This window comes from Hydrogenophaga sp. GW456-12-10-14-TSB4 (assembly GCF_059424305.1).
Window position 1 is genome coordinate 18,087 of record NZ_JBWKZH010000066.1, and the last position, 14,333, is coordinate 32,419.

At 68.4% G+C, this 14,333-nt stretch carries 15 protein-coding genes and 1 riboswitch; of the genes, 11 read left to right on the forward strand and 4 right to left on the reverse strand.

Going from position 1 to position 14,333, the window contains the following annotated elements:
- Positions 1-24: 24 nt before the first annotated feature.
- From mnmE to AC07ZS_RS24330, 3 genes are all read left to right on the forward strand, one after another.
- On the forward strand, positions 25-1,425 hold the full coding sequence (mnmE, locus tag AC07ZS_RS24320) for a tRNA uridine-5-carboxymethylaminomethyl(34) synthesis GTPase MnmE (protein WP_494801100.1): 1,401 nt from the start codon (positions 25-27) through the stop codon (positions 1,423-1,425).
- 106 nt (positions 1,426-1,531) lie between these two features.
- Entirely contained in the window at positions 1,532-2,023 is a 492-nt protein-coding gene (locus AC07ZS_RS24325; RefSeq protein WP_494801101.1) for a Crp/Fnr family transcriptional regulator, read from the forward strand.
- An 85-nt stretch (positions 2,024-2,108) separates the two neighbouring features.
- Positions 2,109-2,819 carry a hypothetical protein gene (locus AC07ZS_RS24330; RefSeq protein WP_494801102.1) on the forward strand — a complete coding sequence of 237 codons (711 nt, stop codon included), beginning with the start codon at positions 2,109-2,111 and terminating at the stop codon, positions 2,817-2,819.
- Between the two features lie 21 nt (positions 2,820-2,840).
- Here AC07ZS_RS24330 and AC07ZS_RS24335 read toward each other — a convergent pair whose 3' ends face one another.
- Together AC07ZS_RS24335 and AC07ZS_RS24340 are read right to left on the reverse strand one after the other, a co-directional pair.
- Entirely contained in the window at positions 2,841-3,386 is a 546-nt protein-coding gene (locus AC07ZS_RS24335) for an adenine phosphoribosyltransferase (protein ID WP_494801103.1), read from the reverse strand.
- 192 nt (positions 3,387-3,578) lie between these two features.
- Positions 3,579-5,564: a monovalent cation:proton antiporter family protein gene (locus AC07ZS_RS24340; RefSeq protein WP_494801104.1), complete on the reverse strand. Its 1,986-nt coding sequence runs from the start codon at positions 5,562-5,564 to the stop codon at positions 3,579-3,581.
- A gap of 59 nt (positions 5,565-5,623) precedes the next feature.
- On the opposite strand from AC07ZS_RS24340, the gene AC07ZS_RS24345 reads away from it, so the two are divergent.
- Genes AC07ZS_RS24345 through AC07ZS_RS24360 form a run of 4 tightly spaced genes read left to right on the forward strand, consistent with a single transcriptional unit; the run spans position 5,624 to position 8,683 of the window.
- On the forward strand, positions 5,624-6,622 hold the full coding sequence (locus tag AC07ZS_RS24345) for a KpsF/GutQ family sugar-phosphate isomerase (protein WP_494801105.1): 999 nt from the start codon (positions 5,624-5,626) through the stop codon (positions 6,620-6,622).
- A gap of 11 nt (positions 6,623-6,633) precedes the next feature.
- Positions 6,634-7,179 (forward strand): KdsC family phosphatase, encoded by a 546-nt coding sequence (locus AC07ZS_RS24350; protein WP_494801113.1) that lies wholly within the window; start codon positions 6,634-6,636, stop codon positions 7,177-7,179.
- On the forward strand, positions 7,176-7,847 hold the full coding sequence (gene lptC / locus AC07ZS_RS24355) for an LPS export ABC transporter periplasmic protein LptC (RefSeq protein WP_494801106.1): 672 nt from the start codon (positions 7,176-7,178) through the stop codon (positions 7,845-7,847). The genes AC07ZS_RS24350 and lptC overlap by 4 nt, the downstream gene beginning before the upstream one ends.
- 23 nt (positions 7,848-7,870) lie before the next feature.
- Positions 7,871-8,683, forward strand: coding sequence for an SDR family oxidoreductase (locus AC07ZS_RS24360; RefSeq protein ID WP_494801107.1), 813 nt, complete (start codon positions 7,871-7,873; stop codon positions 8,681-8,683).
- 93 nt (positions 8,684-8,776) lie between these two features.
- On the opposite strand, the gene rbp is transcribed toward AC07ZS_RS24360, so the two are convergent.
- Positions 8,777-9,184, reverse strand: coding sequence for an RNA-binding regulator (gene rbp, locus AC07ZS_RS24365; RefSeq protein WP_291125455.1), 408 nt, complete (start codon positions 9,182-9,184; stop codon positions 8,777-8,779).
- Between the two features lie 273 nt (positions 9,185-9,457).
- A riboswitch (SAM riboswitch) is annotated at positions 9,458-9,533 on the forward strand.
- A gap of 54 nt (positions 9,534-9,587) precedes the next feature.
- Between rbp and metX the strand changes: the two genes are divergently transcribed.
- Together metX and metW are read left to right on the forward strand one after the other, a co-directional pair.
- Positions 9,588-10,757 (forward strand): homoserine O-succinyltransferase MetX, encoded by a 1,170-nt coding sequence (gene metX / locus AC07ZS_RS24370; RefSeq protein ID WP_494801108.1) that lies wholly within the window; start codon positions 9,588-9,590, stop codon positions 10,755-10,757.
- Positions 10,754-11,335, forward strand: coding sequence for a methionine biosynthesis protein MetW (gene metW / locus AC07ZS_RS24375; RefSeq protein WP_494801109.1), 582 nt, complete (start codon positions 10,754-10,756; stop codon positions 11,333-11,335). The genes metX and metW overlap by 4 nt, the downstream gene beginning before the upstream one ends.
- A gap of 6 nt (positions 11,336-11,341) precedes the next feature.
- On the opposite strand, the gene AC07ZS_RS24380 is transcribed toward metW, so the two are convergent.
- On the reverse strand, positions 11,342-12,031 hold the full coding sequence (locus AC07ZS_RS24380; protein ID WP_494801110.1) for a transglutaminase-like domain-containing protein: 690 nt from the start codon (positions 12,029-12,031) through the stop codon (positions 11,342-11,344).
- A 205-nt stretch (positions 12,032-12,236) separates the two neighbouring features.
- Here AC07ZS_RS24380 and AC07ZS_RS24385 point away from each other — a divergent pair, with 205 nt between their 5' ends.
- The gene (locus AC07ZS_RS24385; protein ID WP_494801111.1) at positions 12,237-12,764 is read left to right on the forward strand and encodes a chemotaxis protein CheW; all 528 of its coding nucleotides are present in this window, start codon (positions 12,237-12,239) and stop codon (positions 12,762-12,764) included.
- A 39-nt stretch (positions 12,765-12,803) separates the two neighbouring features.
- Positions 12,804-14,333: Cache 3/Cache 2 fusion domain-containing protein (locus AC07ZS_RS24390; protein WP_494801112.1), on the forward strand; the 1,530-nt coding region annotated here is incomplete at its 3' end.

The window sequence follows — 14,333 nt, forward strand, 5'->3', positions numbered from 1 at the left end:
CTTTGTCTTTTATGCTTGCCTCTTATGCTCGCTGCCTCGCGTGACCCCATCGTCGCCATCGCCACCGCGCCCGGTCGGGGGGCCGTGGGCATCGTGCGCGTGTCGGGGCGCGGGTTGGCGCCGTTCGTGCAGGGCTTGCTGGGCCGTTCCTTGAGGCCGCGCGAGGCCACCTACCTGCCGTTCGCGGACGGGGCGGGGCAGCCCATCGACCATGGCCTGGCCCTGTGGTTTCCGGGGCCGCACTCCTACACCGGCGAGGACGTGCTGGAGTTGCAAGGCCATGGCGGGCCGGTGGTGCTGCAGCTGCTGCTGGCGCGTTGCCTGGAAGTGGCGCGCGACAGCGCGCCCACGCTGCGGCTGGCGCGCGCGGGCGAGTTCACCGAACGCGCCTTCCTCAACGACAAGCTCGACCTCGCGCAGGCCGAGGCGGTGGCCGATCTGATCGACGCCAGCACCGAGGCCGCCGCGCGCAGCGCCTCGCGCTCGCTGGCCGGGGTGTTCTCCGGTCGCGTGCACAGCCTGCGCGATGCGCTGGTGAACCTGCGCATGCTGGTGGAAGCGACGCTGGATTTTCCCGAGGAAGACATCGACTTCCTGCAGAAGGCCGACGCCACCGGCCAGCTGCAGCGGCTGCGCGACGCGCTGGCCGAGGTGCAGGCCCAGGCGCGCCAGGGCGCCCTGCTGCGCGACGGCCTGCAGGTGGTGATCGCGGGCCAGCCCAACGCGGGCAAGAGTTCGCTGCTCAATGCCTTGGCCGGGGCCGAGCTGGCCATCGTCACGCCCGTGGCCGGCACCACGCGCGACGTGGTTCAGCAGACGATCCAGATCGAGGGTGTGCCCTTGCACGTGATCGACACCGCCGGCCTGCGCGACAGCCCCGACGTGGACGAGGTCGAGAAGATCGGCATCGAGCGCGCCTGGGACCGCATCCAGCGCGCCGATGCGGTGCTGTTCCTGCACGACCTCAGCCGGGGCGCAGAGGCGGGCTACCGGGCGGCCGATGCCTCGATCGCGGCCAGCCTGGCCAGCACCCTGCCGGCCGGCGTGCCGGTGCTGCATGTCTGGAACAAGCTGGACCAGGCGAGCGCGCCGGCCGCGCTGGCGGAGCAAGCCGACACGCTGGCGATCTCGGCCAAACACGGCACCGGCCTGGAGGCCTTGCGCCAGCGCCTGCTGACCCTCGCGGGCTGGCAGCACGCGGGCGACGGCCTGTTCATGGCGCGCGAGCGGCACCTGCAAGCCCTGCGCCGGGTGGGTGAGCACCTGGAGGCTTCGCATGCCTTGTTGCAGGCGCGCGCCGAACACCTGGACCTGCTGGCCGAGGAGCTGCGGCTGGCGCAGCAGGCCCTGAGCGAGATCACCGGCGAGTTCACCGCCGACGACTTGCTGGGCGAAATCTTTTCGCGTTTTTGCATCGGCAAATGAGGCCCGGCCACCGCTCGGTGCCGCTGCGAGACCGTCGAGAGTGCAACTGTAAGCACGGGTAAGAACAGGCTTGCGCGCGCAGGTCGTGCGCGGTTATCTTGACCGCATGAACGCCCAGCTGCCCGCCTCCGTGCGCTTTGACATCCATGGTCTGGCCCAGTCCATGCGGCTGAGCAGCGCGCTGGACGCCGTACCGCTGAACCTCAACGATACCCAGTGGGCGCAGCTGGCCAATTACCTGCAACCCGTGGCCCTGCAACAAGGGCAGGTGCTGATCGAACAAGGGGTGAAGGACCGCACCGTCTACTTCGTGGAGAGCGGCACCCTGACCGTGCACTACGAGGACTCGCGCGAGCGCGTGCGCATCGCGGTGGTGGGTTCGGGCTCGTTGCTGGGCGAGGGCGCCTTCTTCAGCCACCTGCCGCGCAGTGCCACGGTGCACGCGGGCAGCGACTGCCGGCTCTGGTGCCTGACCCCGTTGCGCTTTCGCGAGCTCTCCTCGCGCCATCCCGATGTCGCGCTCGACGTGAGCGTGGCGATGTCGGCCGTGCTGGCGCGCCGCATGTACAACCGGCCCAAACGGGTCGCCGTGACCTGAGCCCCGCGCTCTCGAACGGAATCAAGGCCGTCCGGTGCTGCTTTTTCAACCTTTTGCGCGCGCATCCCTGGCGCACACTCTGCCCATGTCCTTGATGAGCTGGCTACAGGCCAAAAACCCCGCAGCACCCGGCAAGGGTCCCTTCACCCGCGCCCGCAAGAAGTTCAGCCAGACCACGCTGCCGCTGATCTCGCCGCGCCGGGGGCGCCGCATCCTGCGCCGTGAGCAGCTGTTTGCCGTGGTGAGGGAATCGCTCATCCGCGCGGGCGTGCTGTCCACCAGCTACGAGTTCAAGGTGCTCACGCTGGACGCCAACGGCGACAGCTTTCTCGTGCTGGTCGACCTTGCGCTGCCGGCCCAGGCCATGCCCGATGAGTACCTGCTGGAGATCGAGCGCTGGATCCAGCAGAGCGGCCAGACGCGGCACGAGATGGACGTGCGTTCCGTCTACTGGCGCCGCAAGGCCGTGCACGACCAGGTCGGCATGGCACTCAAGGCCGCCGTGGCGGCGCAGACCCGCCGCGAGGCGGTGCCCATGACGCCGGGCCTGGTGCCCGAACCCAAGGCTGCCCGCCCCGCGCCCAGCCCGACGGCCATTCCCCGGCCCGTCATCACGCCGTCCAGCGCGCCCGCGCAGGTGGTGGGCGAGGACGAAGTCGAGGCGTTTCGCCTCGCGCTGCAGAGCGTGGCCACACCGCCTTACCGTTCACCGGCCGAGGCGCAGGTGCAACTGCCGGTGCCGGAGTCGCACAGCGACTTCGGGGCCCTGAGCGAGACCCAGTACGGCAAGCTCTGAGGCCGGGCGTTGCCGGGCCACTCAGTGGCCGGCGAAATCGAGCAGGGTGAAGAGCTTGAGGCCCGAGGCCCGCAGCTTTTCCGAGCCGCCGAGTTCGGGCAGGTCGACAATGGCCGCCCCTTCCATCACCTGCGCGCCCAGTTTTTCCAGCAGCCGGCGCCCGGCCATCATGGTGCCGCCGGTGGCGATCAGGTCGTCGATCAGCACCACCCGGTCCCCGGCCTTCACCGCGTCGGTGTGCAGCTCGACGGTGGCGCTGCCGTACTCCAGCTCGTAGGTCTCCTCCACCGTGGTGAAGGGCAGCTTGCCCTTCTTGCGGATCGGCACGAAGCCCACGCCGAGTTCGTAGGCCAGCACCGAGCCGATGATGAAGCCCCGGGCGTCGAGCCCCGCCACCACGGTGGGGCGCATCGCCGCGTCCATGTAGCGGTGAACGAACGTGTCGATCAGCACGCGGAAGACCTTGGGGTCTTGCAGCAGGGGCGTGATGTCGCGGAACTGCACGCCCGGCGCGGGCCAGTCGGGCACGGTGCGGATGTGGGATTTCAGGAAGGCGGAGGTGTCCATGGGCTCGGTCCGTGAGGGAGCGGCCATTATCTTCGGTGACGCAAAAAAAAAGCCCCGGCACAACGGCCGGGGCGTCGACCATGGCGACCCTTGTACAAAGCCATGGGCTGGAACGGGAGGCCATCGAAGGCCTTGGGTTGATTCTGGTCGGGCTTGCGGTGGGTGGTGCCTGGCAGCCGACGAAATGGGCGTTCAACCCGACAGCAGCTTCTCTTCGGCCAGCGCCAGGGCGGGCGCCTTGCCGCTGATCACCACCGTGTCACCGCCTTCAAACACCGTCTCGTCGCTCAGGGCCTGGGGCTTGCCGCTGGCGCGGCGCAGGCTCACCACGCGCACGCCCACGGCGTGCAGCGCCAGGCTGCCCAGGGTCTTGCCGACATTGCGGCCGCCGGCGGGCAGGGTCACGGTGTTGAGGCGCTCGTGGTCGATCTCGTCGGCGCCGTCGTCGTCGGCGCCGTGGAAGTAGCCACGCAGCAGGTTGTAGCGCGCGTCGCGCTGGTCCTGCACCACGCGGATCACGCGCCGCATCGGCACGCCGACCAGCGCCAGCGCGTGGCTGGCCAGCATCAGGCTGGCTTCGATGGCCTCGGGCACCACCTCGGTGGCGCCGGCAGCGCGCAGCTTCTCCAGGTCCACATCGTCCACCGTGCGCACCACCACCGGTACGTGCGAGGCCTGCTCGTGCGCGTGGTGCAGCACCTTGAGTGCGCTGTGGGTGTCCAGGTAGGTCACCACCACGGCGCTGGCGCGGTGCAGGCCGGCGGCCATCAGGGCCTGCAGGCGGGCGGCGTCGCCGAACACCACCGAGTGGCCGGCGGCGGCGGCCTGCCGCACGCGGTCCGGGTCCAGATCGAGCGCCATGTAGGGAATGCGCTCGGCTTCCAGCAGCCGCGCCAGGTTCTGGCCGCAGCGGCCGTAGCCGCAGATGATCACGTGCTTGTCGGCGTTGATGGCCTTGCGCGCGATGCTGGTCATCTGCACCGACTGCATCAGCCAGTCGCTGCCCACCAGGCGGGTCACGATGCTGTTGGCGTACAGGATGGCGACGGGCGTGGCCAGCATGGAGATCACCATGCTGGCCAGGATGGGGTTGAACAGCTGCGGGGGCACCAGGTTGTTCTGCCCCGAGAGCGCGAGCAGCACCAGGCCGAACTCGCCGGCCTGCGCCAGATACAGCCCGGTGCGCAGCGCCACGCCCATGGGCGCGCCGAAGGCGCGCGTGACGCCGGTGATGAGCGCGAGCTTGAACGCCATGGACACCGAAAGCAGCAGCAACACCAGCGGCCAGCGGTCCAGCACCAGGCGCCAGTCCAGCATCATGCCGATGGTGATGAAGAACAGGCCCAGCAGCACATCGTGGAAGGGCCGGATGTCGGTTTCCACCTGGTGCTTGAACTCGGTCTCCGAGATCAGCATGCCGGCCACGAACGCGCCCAGCGCGAGCGAGAGCCCGGCGTGCTCGGTCATCCAGGCCAGGCCCAGCGTGATCAGCAGCAGGTTGAGCATGAAGAGCTCGTCGCTCTTGCGGCGTGCCACCAGCGTGAGCCACCAGCGCATGAGCTTCTGCCCGCCGGTGAGCAGCAGGCCCAGCAGCAGCACGGCCTTGAGGCTGGCCCAGCCCAGGGCGCGCAGCAATTCCTCGGGCTCGGAGGCCAGGGCGGGAATGATCACCAGCAGGGGCACCACCGCCAGATCCTGGAACAGCAGGATGCCCAGCACGCGCTTGCCGTGCTCGGATTCCAGTTCGAGCCGCTCGGCCACCATCTTGATCACGATGGCGGTGCTGCTCATCGCCATCACACCGCCCAGCGCCAGGGCCGTTTGCCACGACACGTTCCACCAGGTCGGCAGCAGCACCGTGAGCAGCAGCGAGCCCACCGTGGTCAGCAGCACGGTCAGCACCACCTGCGACAGGCCCAGTCCGAACACATGGCGCTTCATCGCCCGCAGCTTGCTCAGGCTGAACTCCAGCCCGATCACGAACATCAGGAACACCACGCCGAACTCGGCCAGGTAGCGCACGCCGCTCGAATTCTGTGCCAGCGCCAGCGCGTTCGGGCCGATCACCACGCCCACGACCAGGTAGCCCAGCATCGCTGGCAGGCGCAGCGTGCGGCACACCACCACGGCCAGCACGGCGGCCAGCAGGTAGAGCAAGGCGAGGTCGAGCGAATTCATGAACCGATGGTAATGGGTGGTCACCCACGTGGAGACGGGCCGGCGGCGATAATTGCGCCATGACCCTGCCCTCTTCCTTTGACCCTGCCCGGGCCCTGGCCCTGGCACAGGAGACCCTGAGCATCGAGGCGCAGGCGGTGACCGCCGTCGCGCAGCGACTGGATGCTTCCTTCGCCCAGGCCATCGAGCAGGTGCTGGGCATTGCCGGGCGCGTGGTCGTCATGGGCATGGGCAAGAGCGGCCACATCGGTCGCAAGATCGCCGCCACCCTGGCTTCCACCGGCACGCCTGCCATGTTCGTTCACCCGGCCGAGGCCAGCCATGGCGACCTGGGCATGATCACCAGCGCCGACGTGGTGCTGGGCATCAGCAACAGCGGTGAAAGCGAAGAGCTCACCGCCATCCTGCCGCTCATCAAGCGCATGGGCGTGCCGCTGCTGGCCATCACCGGCCGGCCCGACTCCACGCTGGGCCGCCACGCCGACGTGGTGCTCGACGCCTCGGTCGACAAGGAGGCCTGCCCGCACAACCTGGCTCCCACGGCCAGCACCACCGCCCAGCTCGCGCTCGGCGACGCGCTGGCCGTCGCCCTGCTCGACGCGCGCGGCTTCAAGGCCGACGACTTCGCCCGCTCGCATCCCGGGGGCGCGCTCGGGCGCAAGTTGCTCACCCATGTGAGCGACGTCATGCGCACCGGCGTCGAGGCGCCGCGCGTGAGCCCGGACGCTGGCCTCATGGACCTCATGCGCGAGATCAGCGCCAAGGGCCTGGGCATGACCGCCGTCGTGGATGCGGACGAGCGCGTCGTGGGCATCTTCACCGACGGCGACCTGCGCCGCCTGATCGAGAAGACCGGCAGCGGCGCCGACCTGCGCACCCTGGTGGCGCGCGATGTGATGCACGCCCAACCGCGCACCGTGCGCCCCGAGGCGCTGGCAGTGGAAGCCGCCGGCCTCATGGAGGCCAACCGCATCACCAGCGTGCTGGTGGTGGACGGCGCCGGCCGCCTTCAGGGCGCGCTCAACAGCAACGACCTCATGCGCGCAAAGGTGATCTGAACGTGGAACCCCTGCGACCGGTGTTGAGTTTCTCGCCCGCCCTGCTGCTGCGCGCCCAGCCCGTGCGCGTGGTGTTCTTCGACGTGGACGGCGTGCTGACCGACGGCAGCCTGTACTTCAGTGAGGCCGGCGAGACCCTCAAACGCTTTCACACGCTCGACGGTCTGGGCCTGCAGATGCTCAAGCGCGCCGGCATCACGCCCGCCGTGGTGAGCGGGCGCGACTCCGCGGCTCTGCGCCTGCGCCTGTCGGCGCTGGGCGTGGTGCACGCGCGCCTGGGCACCGAAGACAAGGCCCCGGCGGCCGAGGCCATCCTGGCCGAACTCGGCCTGGACTGGAGCGCGGCCGCCGCCATGGGTGACGACTGGCCCGACCTGCCCCTGCTGCGCCGCGCTGCGCTGGCCGCCGCGCCCCCCACTGCGCACGCCGAGGTGCTGGCCGTGGCGCACCATGTCACCGAGCGCCAGCCCGGGGCGGGTGCCGTGCGGGAGCTGTGCGACCTGCTGCTGGTGGCCCACGGCGCCTACGCCCGCGAACTGGAGGCGGCCGCGCGGTGAGCACGTCCGATCCGCTCGATTTCTTCGACACCGTCGACCAGACGATCGATATCCCGCGCGCGCCGCGCCGCAAGCGCAAGCTGCTGGACAGCCTCTCGATCTACCTGCCGGTGCTGCTCATGGGCTTGCTCGCGCTGGCCTCCTACTGGTTGCTGCGCGCCACACCGGCCCCGGAATCGGTCGAGCCCGAGCGCCCGGTGAGCACCGAGCCCGACTATTTCATGCGCCGCTTCTCGGTCAAGGCCTTCGACGCCAAAGGCACGCTCAAGACCGAGGTCAAGGGCGTGGAGGCGCGCCACTACCCCGCCACCGACATGGTCGAGATCGACGACGCGCGCATCCGCCACATCGGCGACCAGGGCCTGCCCACCCTGGCCAGTGCGCGGCTGGTGACCACCAATGGCGACAACACCGAGTTCGTGCTCCGGGGCGACGCGGTGATCGTGCGCGAGGCGGGCAACGACCTGAATGGCAAGCCCCAGCCCCGGCTGGAATTTCGGGGCGAGTTCCTGCATGTGTACCTGGAGCCCGACCGCATCGTCTCCGACCAGCCGGTTACGCTGCTGCGCGGCAGCGACCGGCTGGTCGCCGACACCCTGGACTACACCGGCGAGGACCAGGTCGCGCTCTTCAAGGGCCGTGTGAAAGTGCAGCTCGCGCCGCGTTGAGCGCTCCATCCCCACTTCTGCCCATGACCCCAACGACGCCCTCCGCCTCCAGCCCGCTGGTGTTCATCACCGGTGCGTCCAGCGGCATCGGCCAGGCCCTCGCCGCCCGGTTTGCGCAGGCCGGCTACCGGCTCGCGCTGGTCGCGCGCCGCACCGAGGACATGCAGGCCTGGGCCGTGGCGCAGGGCTTCGATGCCGGGCGTTGCCGCGTCTACGGTGCCGACGTGGCCGACATCGACAGCATCGTCGCCGCCGGCCAGGCCTGCCTGGCCGCGCAGGGCGTGCCCGACGTCGTCATCGCCAACGCCGGTGTCAGCATCGGCATGGACACCGGCGACCGGGCCGACATCGACGTCATGGCGCGCACCTTCGCCACCAACAACACGGGCGTGGCCGCCACCTTCCACCCCTTCGTCGCGGCCATGACCGCGCGCGGCAGCGGCGCACTCGTGGGCATCGGCAGCGTGGCCGCCATCCGGGGCCTGCCGGGGCACGGCGCGTATTGCGCCAGCAAGGCCGCGGTGGTGGCCTACTGCGAGAGCCTGCGCGGCGAGTTGCGCGGGAGCGGGGTGGCGGTGGTCACCTTGCTGCCGGGGTATGTGGACACGCCGCTGACGCGCCAGAACCGCTACAGCATGCCGTTCCTGTTGACGGCAGAGACCTTCGCCGACCGTGCTTACAACGCCATCGGCGCTGGGACGAGCTACCGCGTCATCCCCTGGCAGATGGGGGTGGTGGCCAAACTGCTGCGCTTGCTGCCCAACGCCTTGTTCGACCGCCTGTTCGCCGGTCGCCCGCGCAAGCACCGCCAGGGCGAACGGGACGCCACAGGCTGAAGCCATGAAAAAAGCCCTGAGGCGCAGGCCACAGGGCTTTGTTGTCGTGTCGACCGGCGCCAGGCGCCGGTTCAGGCCGACAGGTGCGGGCGATCAGTAACCGCCGCGGCCACCACCGCCACCGCCTTCACGACGGCCACCGCCGCCGTAGGGGCTGCGGAAACCGCCTTCGCCACCACCGCCGCCGCCGAAGCCACCGCCGCCACTGCGGCCGCCGCCGAAGCCACCACCACCGCTGCGGGGCGGACGGGCTTCCATCGGACGGGCTTCATTGACCACCAGGCTGCGACCGCCCAGCGATTGGCCGTTCATGCCTTCGATCGCGGATTGCGCTTCGGCATCGCTGCCCATTTCCACAAAGCCGAAGCCCTTGGAGCGACCCGTTTCGCGTTCCATCATGACCTTGGCGCTGTTGACAGAACCATAGGCGCTGAAAGCTTGTTGCAGGTCTTCGTCGCGCACGGTGTAAGGCAGATTGCCCACGTACAGTTTGTTGCCCATGGTTGGGACTCCTAGTAACACAGAGAAAAATAGCGATGGAGCCCCGTTAGCACACAAAACCTGTAGCGCGCGAAACCAACCGATCACTTGTCAAAACGAGCGTTCTCCACGCTCGCCGAGGGATTATGCGCTGAATGTCCCGCAAATACTAACTATTTTTCAGGATGTGCAAAGGCACCAAAACGCCGATGCGCGGCTACAACAGGCGGTCCCCATAGCGGGAAAACCCGTCTGGCGGGCGGTGCCAACCGGGAGTTGGCAGATCCCTCTATACTGCTGCCCAGCGCCGATTTGTTCCAGATTGCGGGCGCTTTAAAAATGCCGCTAAAGGGGAGATTCCCGGTCTCGCTCTTGGCGGCACCGGGTTTTTTTATTGGGCGGACGCCGCCCGCAGGACAAGGCCTTGATCGTCACGCCCCAGACCTTCCACTTCTCCGAGCCGCTGCCTTTGCGCTCCGGTGCCACCCTGCCGGCCTACGAGCTGGTGGTGGAAACCTATGGCACGCTCAATGCCGATCGCTCCAATGCGGTGCTGATCTGCCACGCGCTCAACGCCTCGCACCACGTCGCGGGCTGGCACGCCGACGAGAACGGCCAGCCGCTGGCGCGCAGCGAGGGCTGGTGGAACAACATGATCGGCCCGGGCAAGCCGGTCGATACCGACCGCTATTTCGTCATCGGCGTCAACAACCTGGGTTCGTGTTTCGGCTCCACCGGCCCGACCCACACCAACCCGGCCACCGGCACGCCCTGGGGCGCGGATTTCCCGGTGGTCACCGTGGAGGACTGGGTGGATGCACAGGCCCGCCTGCTCGACGCGATGGGCATCCAGACGCTGGCGGCGGTGATGGGCGGCAGCCTGGGCGGCATGCAGACCCTGAGCTGGACCCTGCAGTACCCCGAGCGCGTGCGCCACGCGGTGGTGGTGGCCAGTGCGCCCAACCTGACCGCCGAGAACATCGCCTTCAACGAGGTGGCGCGCCGCGCCATCGTGACCGATCCCGATTTCCACGACGGCCACTACCTGCGCGAGGGCACGCTGCCGCGCCGGGGCCTTCGCATCGCCCGCATGATCGGCCACATCACCTACCTGAGCGACGACGTGATGAACGAGAAGTTCGGGCGCAGCCTGCGTTCGATCGATCCCGGCAACCCCGCGGCGGCGGCCGAACAGGCCTACCGCTACTCCACGCAGGAGGTGGAGTTCCAGATCGAGAGCTACCTGCGCTACCAGGGCGACAAGTTCAGCGAGTACTTCGACGCCAACACCTACCTGCTGATCACCCGCGCGCTGGACTACTTCGACCCTGCGCGCGAGTTCGACGGCAACCTCACGGCCGCGCTGGCGCGGGCCCGCGCCCGTTTCTTCCTGGTGAGTTTCACCACGGACTGGCGCTTCTCCCCGGCGCGCAGCCGCGAGATCGTCAAGGCCCTGCTCGACAACCAGCGGGACGTGAGCTACGCCGAGATCGACGCACCGCACGGCCACGACGCTTTCCTGCTCGACGATCCGCGCTACCTGCAGGCGGTGCGCGCCTATTTTGAACAGACCATCGCGGGAGGCAAGGCATGAGCGAGAAACCTCTGATGGACGCGATTGCCCGCCTCGTGCCGCCGGGCTCGCGGGTGCTCGATCTGGGCTGCGGCGACGGCGCCCTGCTGGCCCATCTCCAGTCCTCGCGCGGCTGCACGGGCTATGGCGTGGAAATCGACGACGCCAAGGTGCTCGCCTGCATGCGGCGTGGCGTCAACGTCCTGCAGCTCAACCTGGAAGACGGTCTGACCATGTTCGGCGACAACGCGTTCGACGTGGTGCTGCAGATCGACACCCTGCAACACCTGCGCAATGCCGAAACCATGTTGCGCGAGACCGCGCGCGTGGGCCGCCTGGGCGTGGTCGCGTTTCCCAATTTCGCCCACTGGCCCAACCGCCTGCACGTGCTGCAGGGCCGCATGCCGGTCACCAAGCGCCTGCCTTACCAGTGGTACGACACGCCCAACATCCGCGTCGGCACGCACGCCGACTTCGAGGTGCTGGCGCGGCGCAATGGCCTGACCATCGAAGACAGCTTCGGCCTGCAGGAAGGCCGCGAGGTCCGCGTGCTGCCCAACCTCATGGCCAGCACGGCCGTGTTCCGCTTCTCCAGCTGAACAGGTTCAGGCGGCGCGCGCCGCTTCCCGCGCGGCGTCGGTGCCGAAGTCGCCTTCGACCGCCCGGGCATCGGTCGGCATCTCGGGATAGACCTCGCTGAACACGGTGCGCATGTGCGCCAGGGGCAGGTCGTCGAAGGTGCCGTGCTCCTTCACGTACTCCATGTGCTGGCGGCCTTCGCGGTCGAAGGGGTGGTAGATCGAATCGGTCTCGCCGTCGAACTCCAGCGGCAACAGGCCGAACTTCTCGCACAGCTCGATGTTGAAAGCCGGCGTGGCCTTGCGCCAGGCGCCGTCGATCCACAGCGAGGTGTAGCCGTGCCAGACGAAGACGTCGGTCTTCATGGTGTTGCGCATGCGCTCGGTCGAGAGGTGGTTGCGCACGTCGGCAAAGCCCAGACGCGCGGGGATGCCCGCGGCGCGGCACACCGCGGCCAGCAGCACGGCCTTGGGCACGCACCAGCCGTAGCCCTGTTCCAGCGCCCGGCTCGCGCTCATGCCGGCGTCGGACATGTCGATGCGGTAGGGGTCGTAGCGCAACTGGTCGCGCACCGCGAGGTACAGCGACACCGCTTGTTCGCGTGGTGTCTCGCCGCGGGCGTGTTCGCGGGCGAAGGCCTGGACGGCGGGGTGGTCGGTTTCGATCCAGCGGGTGGCCGCCAGGTGCTGCGGGCCGGGAAGGGTGTGGTCGTTCATCGCCCCAAGTTACCAGACCGGGGCGGGTGCCACCGACGCCTTAGGGACAAACCCTGCGTGGCCGCGGGGGCTGTTGTGCGTACTTTGGTATTCGATGTGCGCTGCGGGCGGTGATTGGGGCGGGTTTGTCGGCCTATTTCCGACTTCAGCCGCCGCCGTGCTGGCCGATATTCCTGTGACCAACCGTTAACTGAGGACCCGATCCATGGACATGCGCAACGAAGCCACCCACCTTGCCCGCCACGACAGTGCCAGGGCTGCCGCCGCACAAGCCGCCAGCGCCGAATTCCTGACCTTCCGCCTGGGCGGCGAGGAGTACGGCATCGACATCCTGCGCGTGCAGGAGATCCGTTCCTACGAAGAACCCACCCGCATCGCCAACGCGCCCGCGTTCATCAAGGGCGTGGTCAACCTGCGCGGCGTGATCGTGCCGGTGGTGGACCTGCGCATCAAACTCGGCTGCGAGAAGGTGGAATACAACGGCTTCACCGTGGTGATCGTGCTCAACGTGCACGGTCGCGTGGTGGGTGCGGTGGTCGATTCCGTCTCGGACGTGCTCGAACTCGCCGGCGACCTGATCAAGCCCGCGCCCGAGATGAACACCAACGTCAACACCAGCTTCATCACCGGCATCGCCAGCGTGGGCGAGCGCATGTTGATCCTGATGGACATCGAAGCCCTCATGTCCGGCAGCGACATGGGCTTGATGGACAGCGCCCAAGCCCTTCAATAACAAGGCAGCGGCGTGGGCCGCGACGAGGAGTCCCGGAAGATGAGACAAACCGACAACCGACAGAGCTCGGTGGCGCGCCGCGTCGCCCTGCTCGCCGTGGCTTTGCTGTCCGCGGTGCTGGTCCTGATCAGTGGTGCCATGTCCGTCATGGCGGAAAAATCCTCGCGCGAGCGCATGGTCCAGTGGACGGGCGACAAGGTCGTGTCCGTGGGCGAGTCGATCGACGCCTTCGACGCCACTGCGCGCCTGATGACGGACCGGGCCTACAAACCGTTCCGCCAGAAGTTCGCCGACAAGTTCGAGCTGGATGCACAGGCCGGCATGCTCAAGGGCTGGGGCATGCTGCTCAACAACGACTTCTCCGAGGTCGACACCTTCGCGCGCACCAGCGGCGGCGCGGCGACGATCTTCATGCGCAAGGGCGACGACTTCGAGCGCATCAGCACCTCGCTGAAGAAGGAAAACGGCGAGCGCGCCATGGGCACGATGCTGGATCGCAAGAGCCGGGCCTACCCGCTGATGCTCGAAGGCAAGACCTTCACGGGCCGTGCCGTGCTGTTCGGCAAGCCCTACATGACGCACTACGAAGCCTTGAAGGACGACGCCGGCAAGGTGGTCGGCATCCTGTTCATCGGCTTCGACATGGCGGACTTCCAGTCTGCGCTGGACAAGCTGGTGGAAGAGGCGCGCTTCTTCCAGAGCGGCGGGACGTATGTGATCAACCCCGGCAGCTCGAACGAAGACGCGGTGTTCGTCTCGCACCCCACGGCCGCCGGCAAGAAGGTGCTGGCCGTGAGCCCCGACGCCGCGGCGATGCTGGATGACATGCGGGCGTCGCCGGAGGCCTTTGTGCCGGCGGCGGTGCCGCTGTTCAACAGCGCCATCGACCGCCCCTGGGCCGTCAAGCGCCAGTCCGAGTCGGGCTGGTGGGTGGTGGCCGAGGTGTCCGACACCGAAGCCATGGCCAGCTTCTGGCGCACGATGTACAGCCTGTGGGGCATGCTGGCCCTGGCCACGGCCGTCCTCGGCGTGGGCCTGTACCTGCTGGTGCGCCGCAACGTGAGCGATCCGCTGGCCCAGCTGACGTCGGCGGTCACCACCGTGGCACAGGGCGACCTGAGCCAGACCTTCCGGTCCGACCGCAGCGACGAGATTGGCCGGCTGGTGCGGGAGGTCGAGACCATGCGCCAGCGCTTCCTCGGCATGATGCGCGAGCTGCGCAGCGCGACGGACAGCATCAACACGGCGTCGGTGGAGATTGCCACGGGCAACCAGGACCTGAGCGCGCGCACGGAGCAGGCGGCGAGCAACCTGCAGGAGACGGCGGCGAGCATGGAGCAGCTCACGAGCACGGTGCGCCAGAGCGCCGATGCGGCCAGGCAGGCGAACCAGCTGGCGGCGAGCGCGGCGCAGATCGCGGTGCGCGGGGGCGAGGTGGTGGGCCAGGTGGTCACGACGATGGACGAGATCAACCACAGCAGCAAGAAGATCAGCGACATCATCGGCGTGATCGACGGGATCGCGTTCCAGACCAACATCCTGGCGCTGAACGCGGCGGTGGAAGCCGCG

Excerpts from the sequence above, each read along its gene's own strand:
- mnmE (WP_494801100.1), top strand. The coding sequence starts at position 25 with ATGCTCGCTGCCTCGCGTGACCCCATCGTCGCCATCGCCACCGCGCCC.
- AC07ZS_RS24345 (WP_494801105.1), top strand. The coding sequence starts at position 5,624 with ATGACCCTGCCCTCTTCCTTTGACCCTGCCCGGGCCCTGGCCCTGGCA.
- AC07ZS_RS24325 (WP_494801101.1), top strand. The coding sequence starts at position 1,532 with ATGAACGCCCAGCTGCCCGCCTCCGTGCGCTTTGACATCCATGGTCTG.
- AC07ZS_RS24330 (WP_494801102.1), top strand. The coding sequence starts at position 2,109 with ATGTCCTTGATGAGCTGGCTACAGGCCAAAAACCCCGCAGCACCCGGC.
- metW (WP_494801109.1), top strand. The coding sequence starts at position 10,754 with ATGAGCGAGAAACCTCTGATGGACGCGATTGCCCGCCTCGTGCCGCCG.
- AC07ZS_RS24340 (WP_494801104.1), bottom strand. The coding sequence starts at position 5,564 with ATGAATTCGCTCGACCTCGCCTTGCTCTACCTGCTGGCCGCCGTGCTG.
- rbp (WP_291125455.1), bottom strand. The coding sequence starts at position 9,184 with ATGGGCAACAAACTGTACGTGGGCAATCTGCCTTACACCGTGCGCGAC.
- AC07ZS_RS24385 (WP_494801111.1), top strand. The coding sequence starts at position 12,237 with ATGGACATGCGCAACGAAGCCACCCACCTTGCCCGCCACGACAGTGCC.
- AC07ZS_RS24360 (WP_494801107.1), top strand. The coding sequence starts at position 7,871 with ATGACCCCAACGACGCCCTCCGCCTCCAGCCCGCTGGTGTTCATCACC.
- AC07ZS_RS24380 (WP_494801110.1), bottom strand. The coding sequence starts at position 12,031 with ATGAACGACCACACCCTTCCCGGCCCGCAGCACCTGGCGGCCACCCGC.
- AC07ZS_RS24335 (WP_494801103.1), bottom strand. The coding sequence starts at position 3,386 with ATGGACACCTCCGCCTTCCTGAAATCCCACATCCGCACCGTGCCCGAC.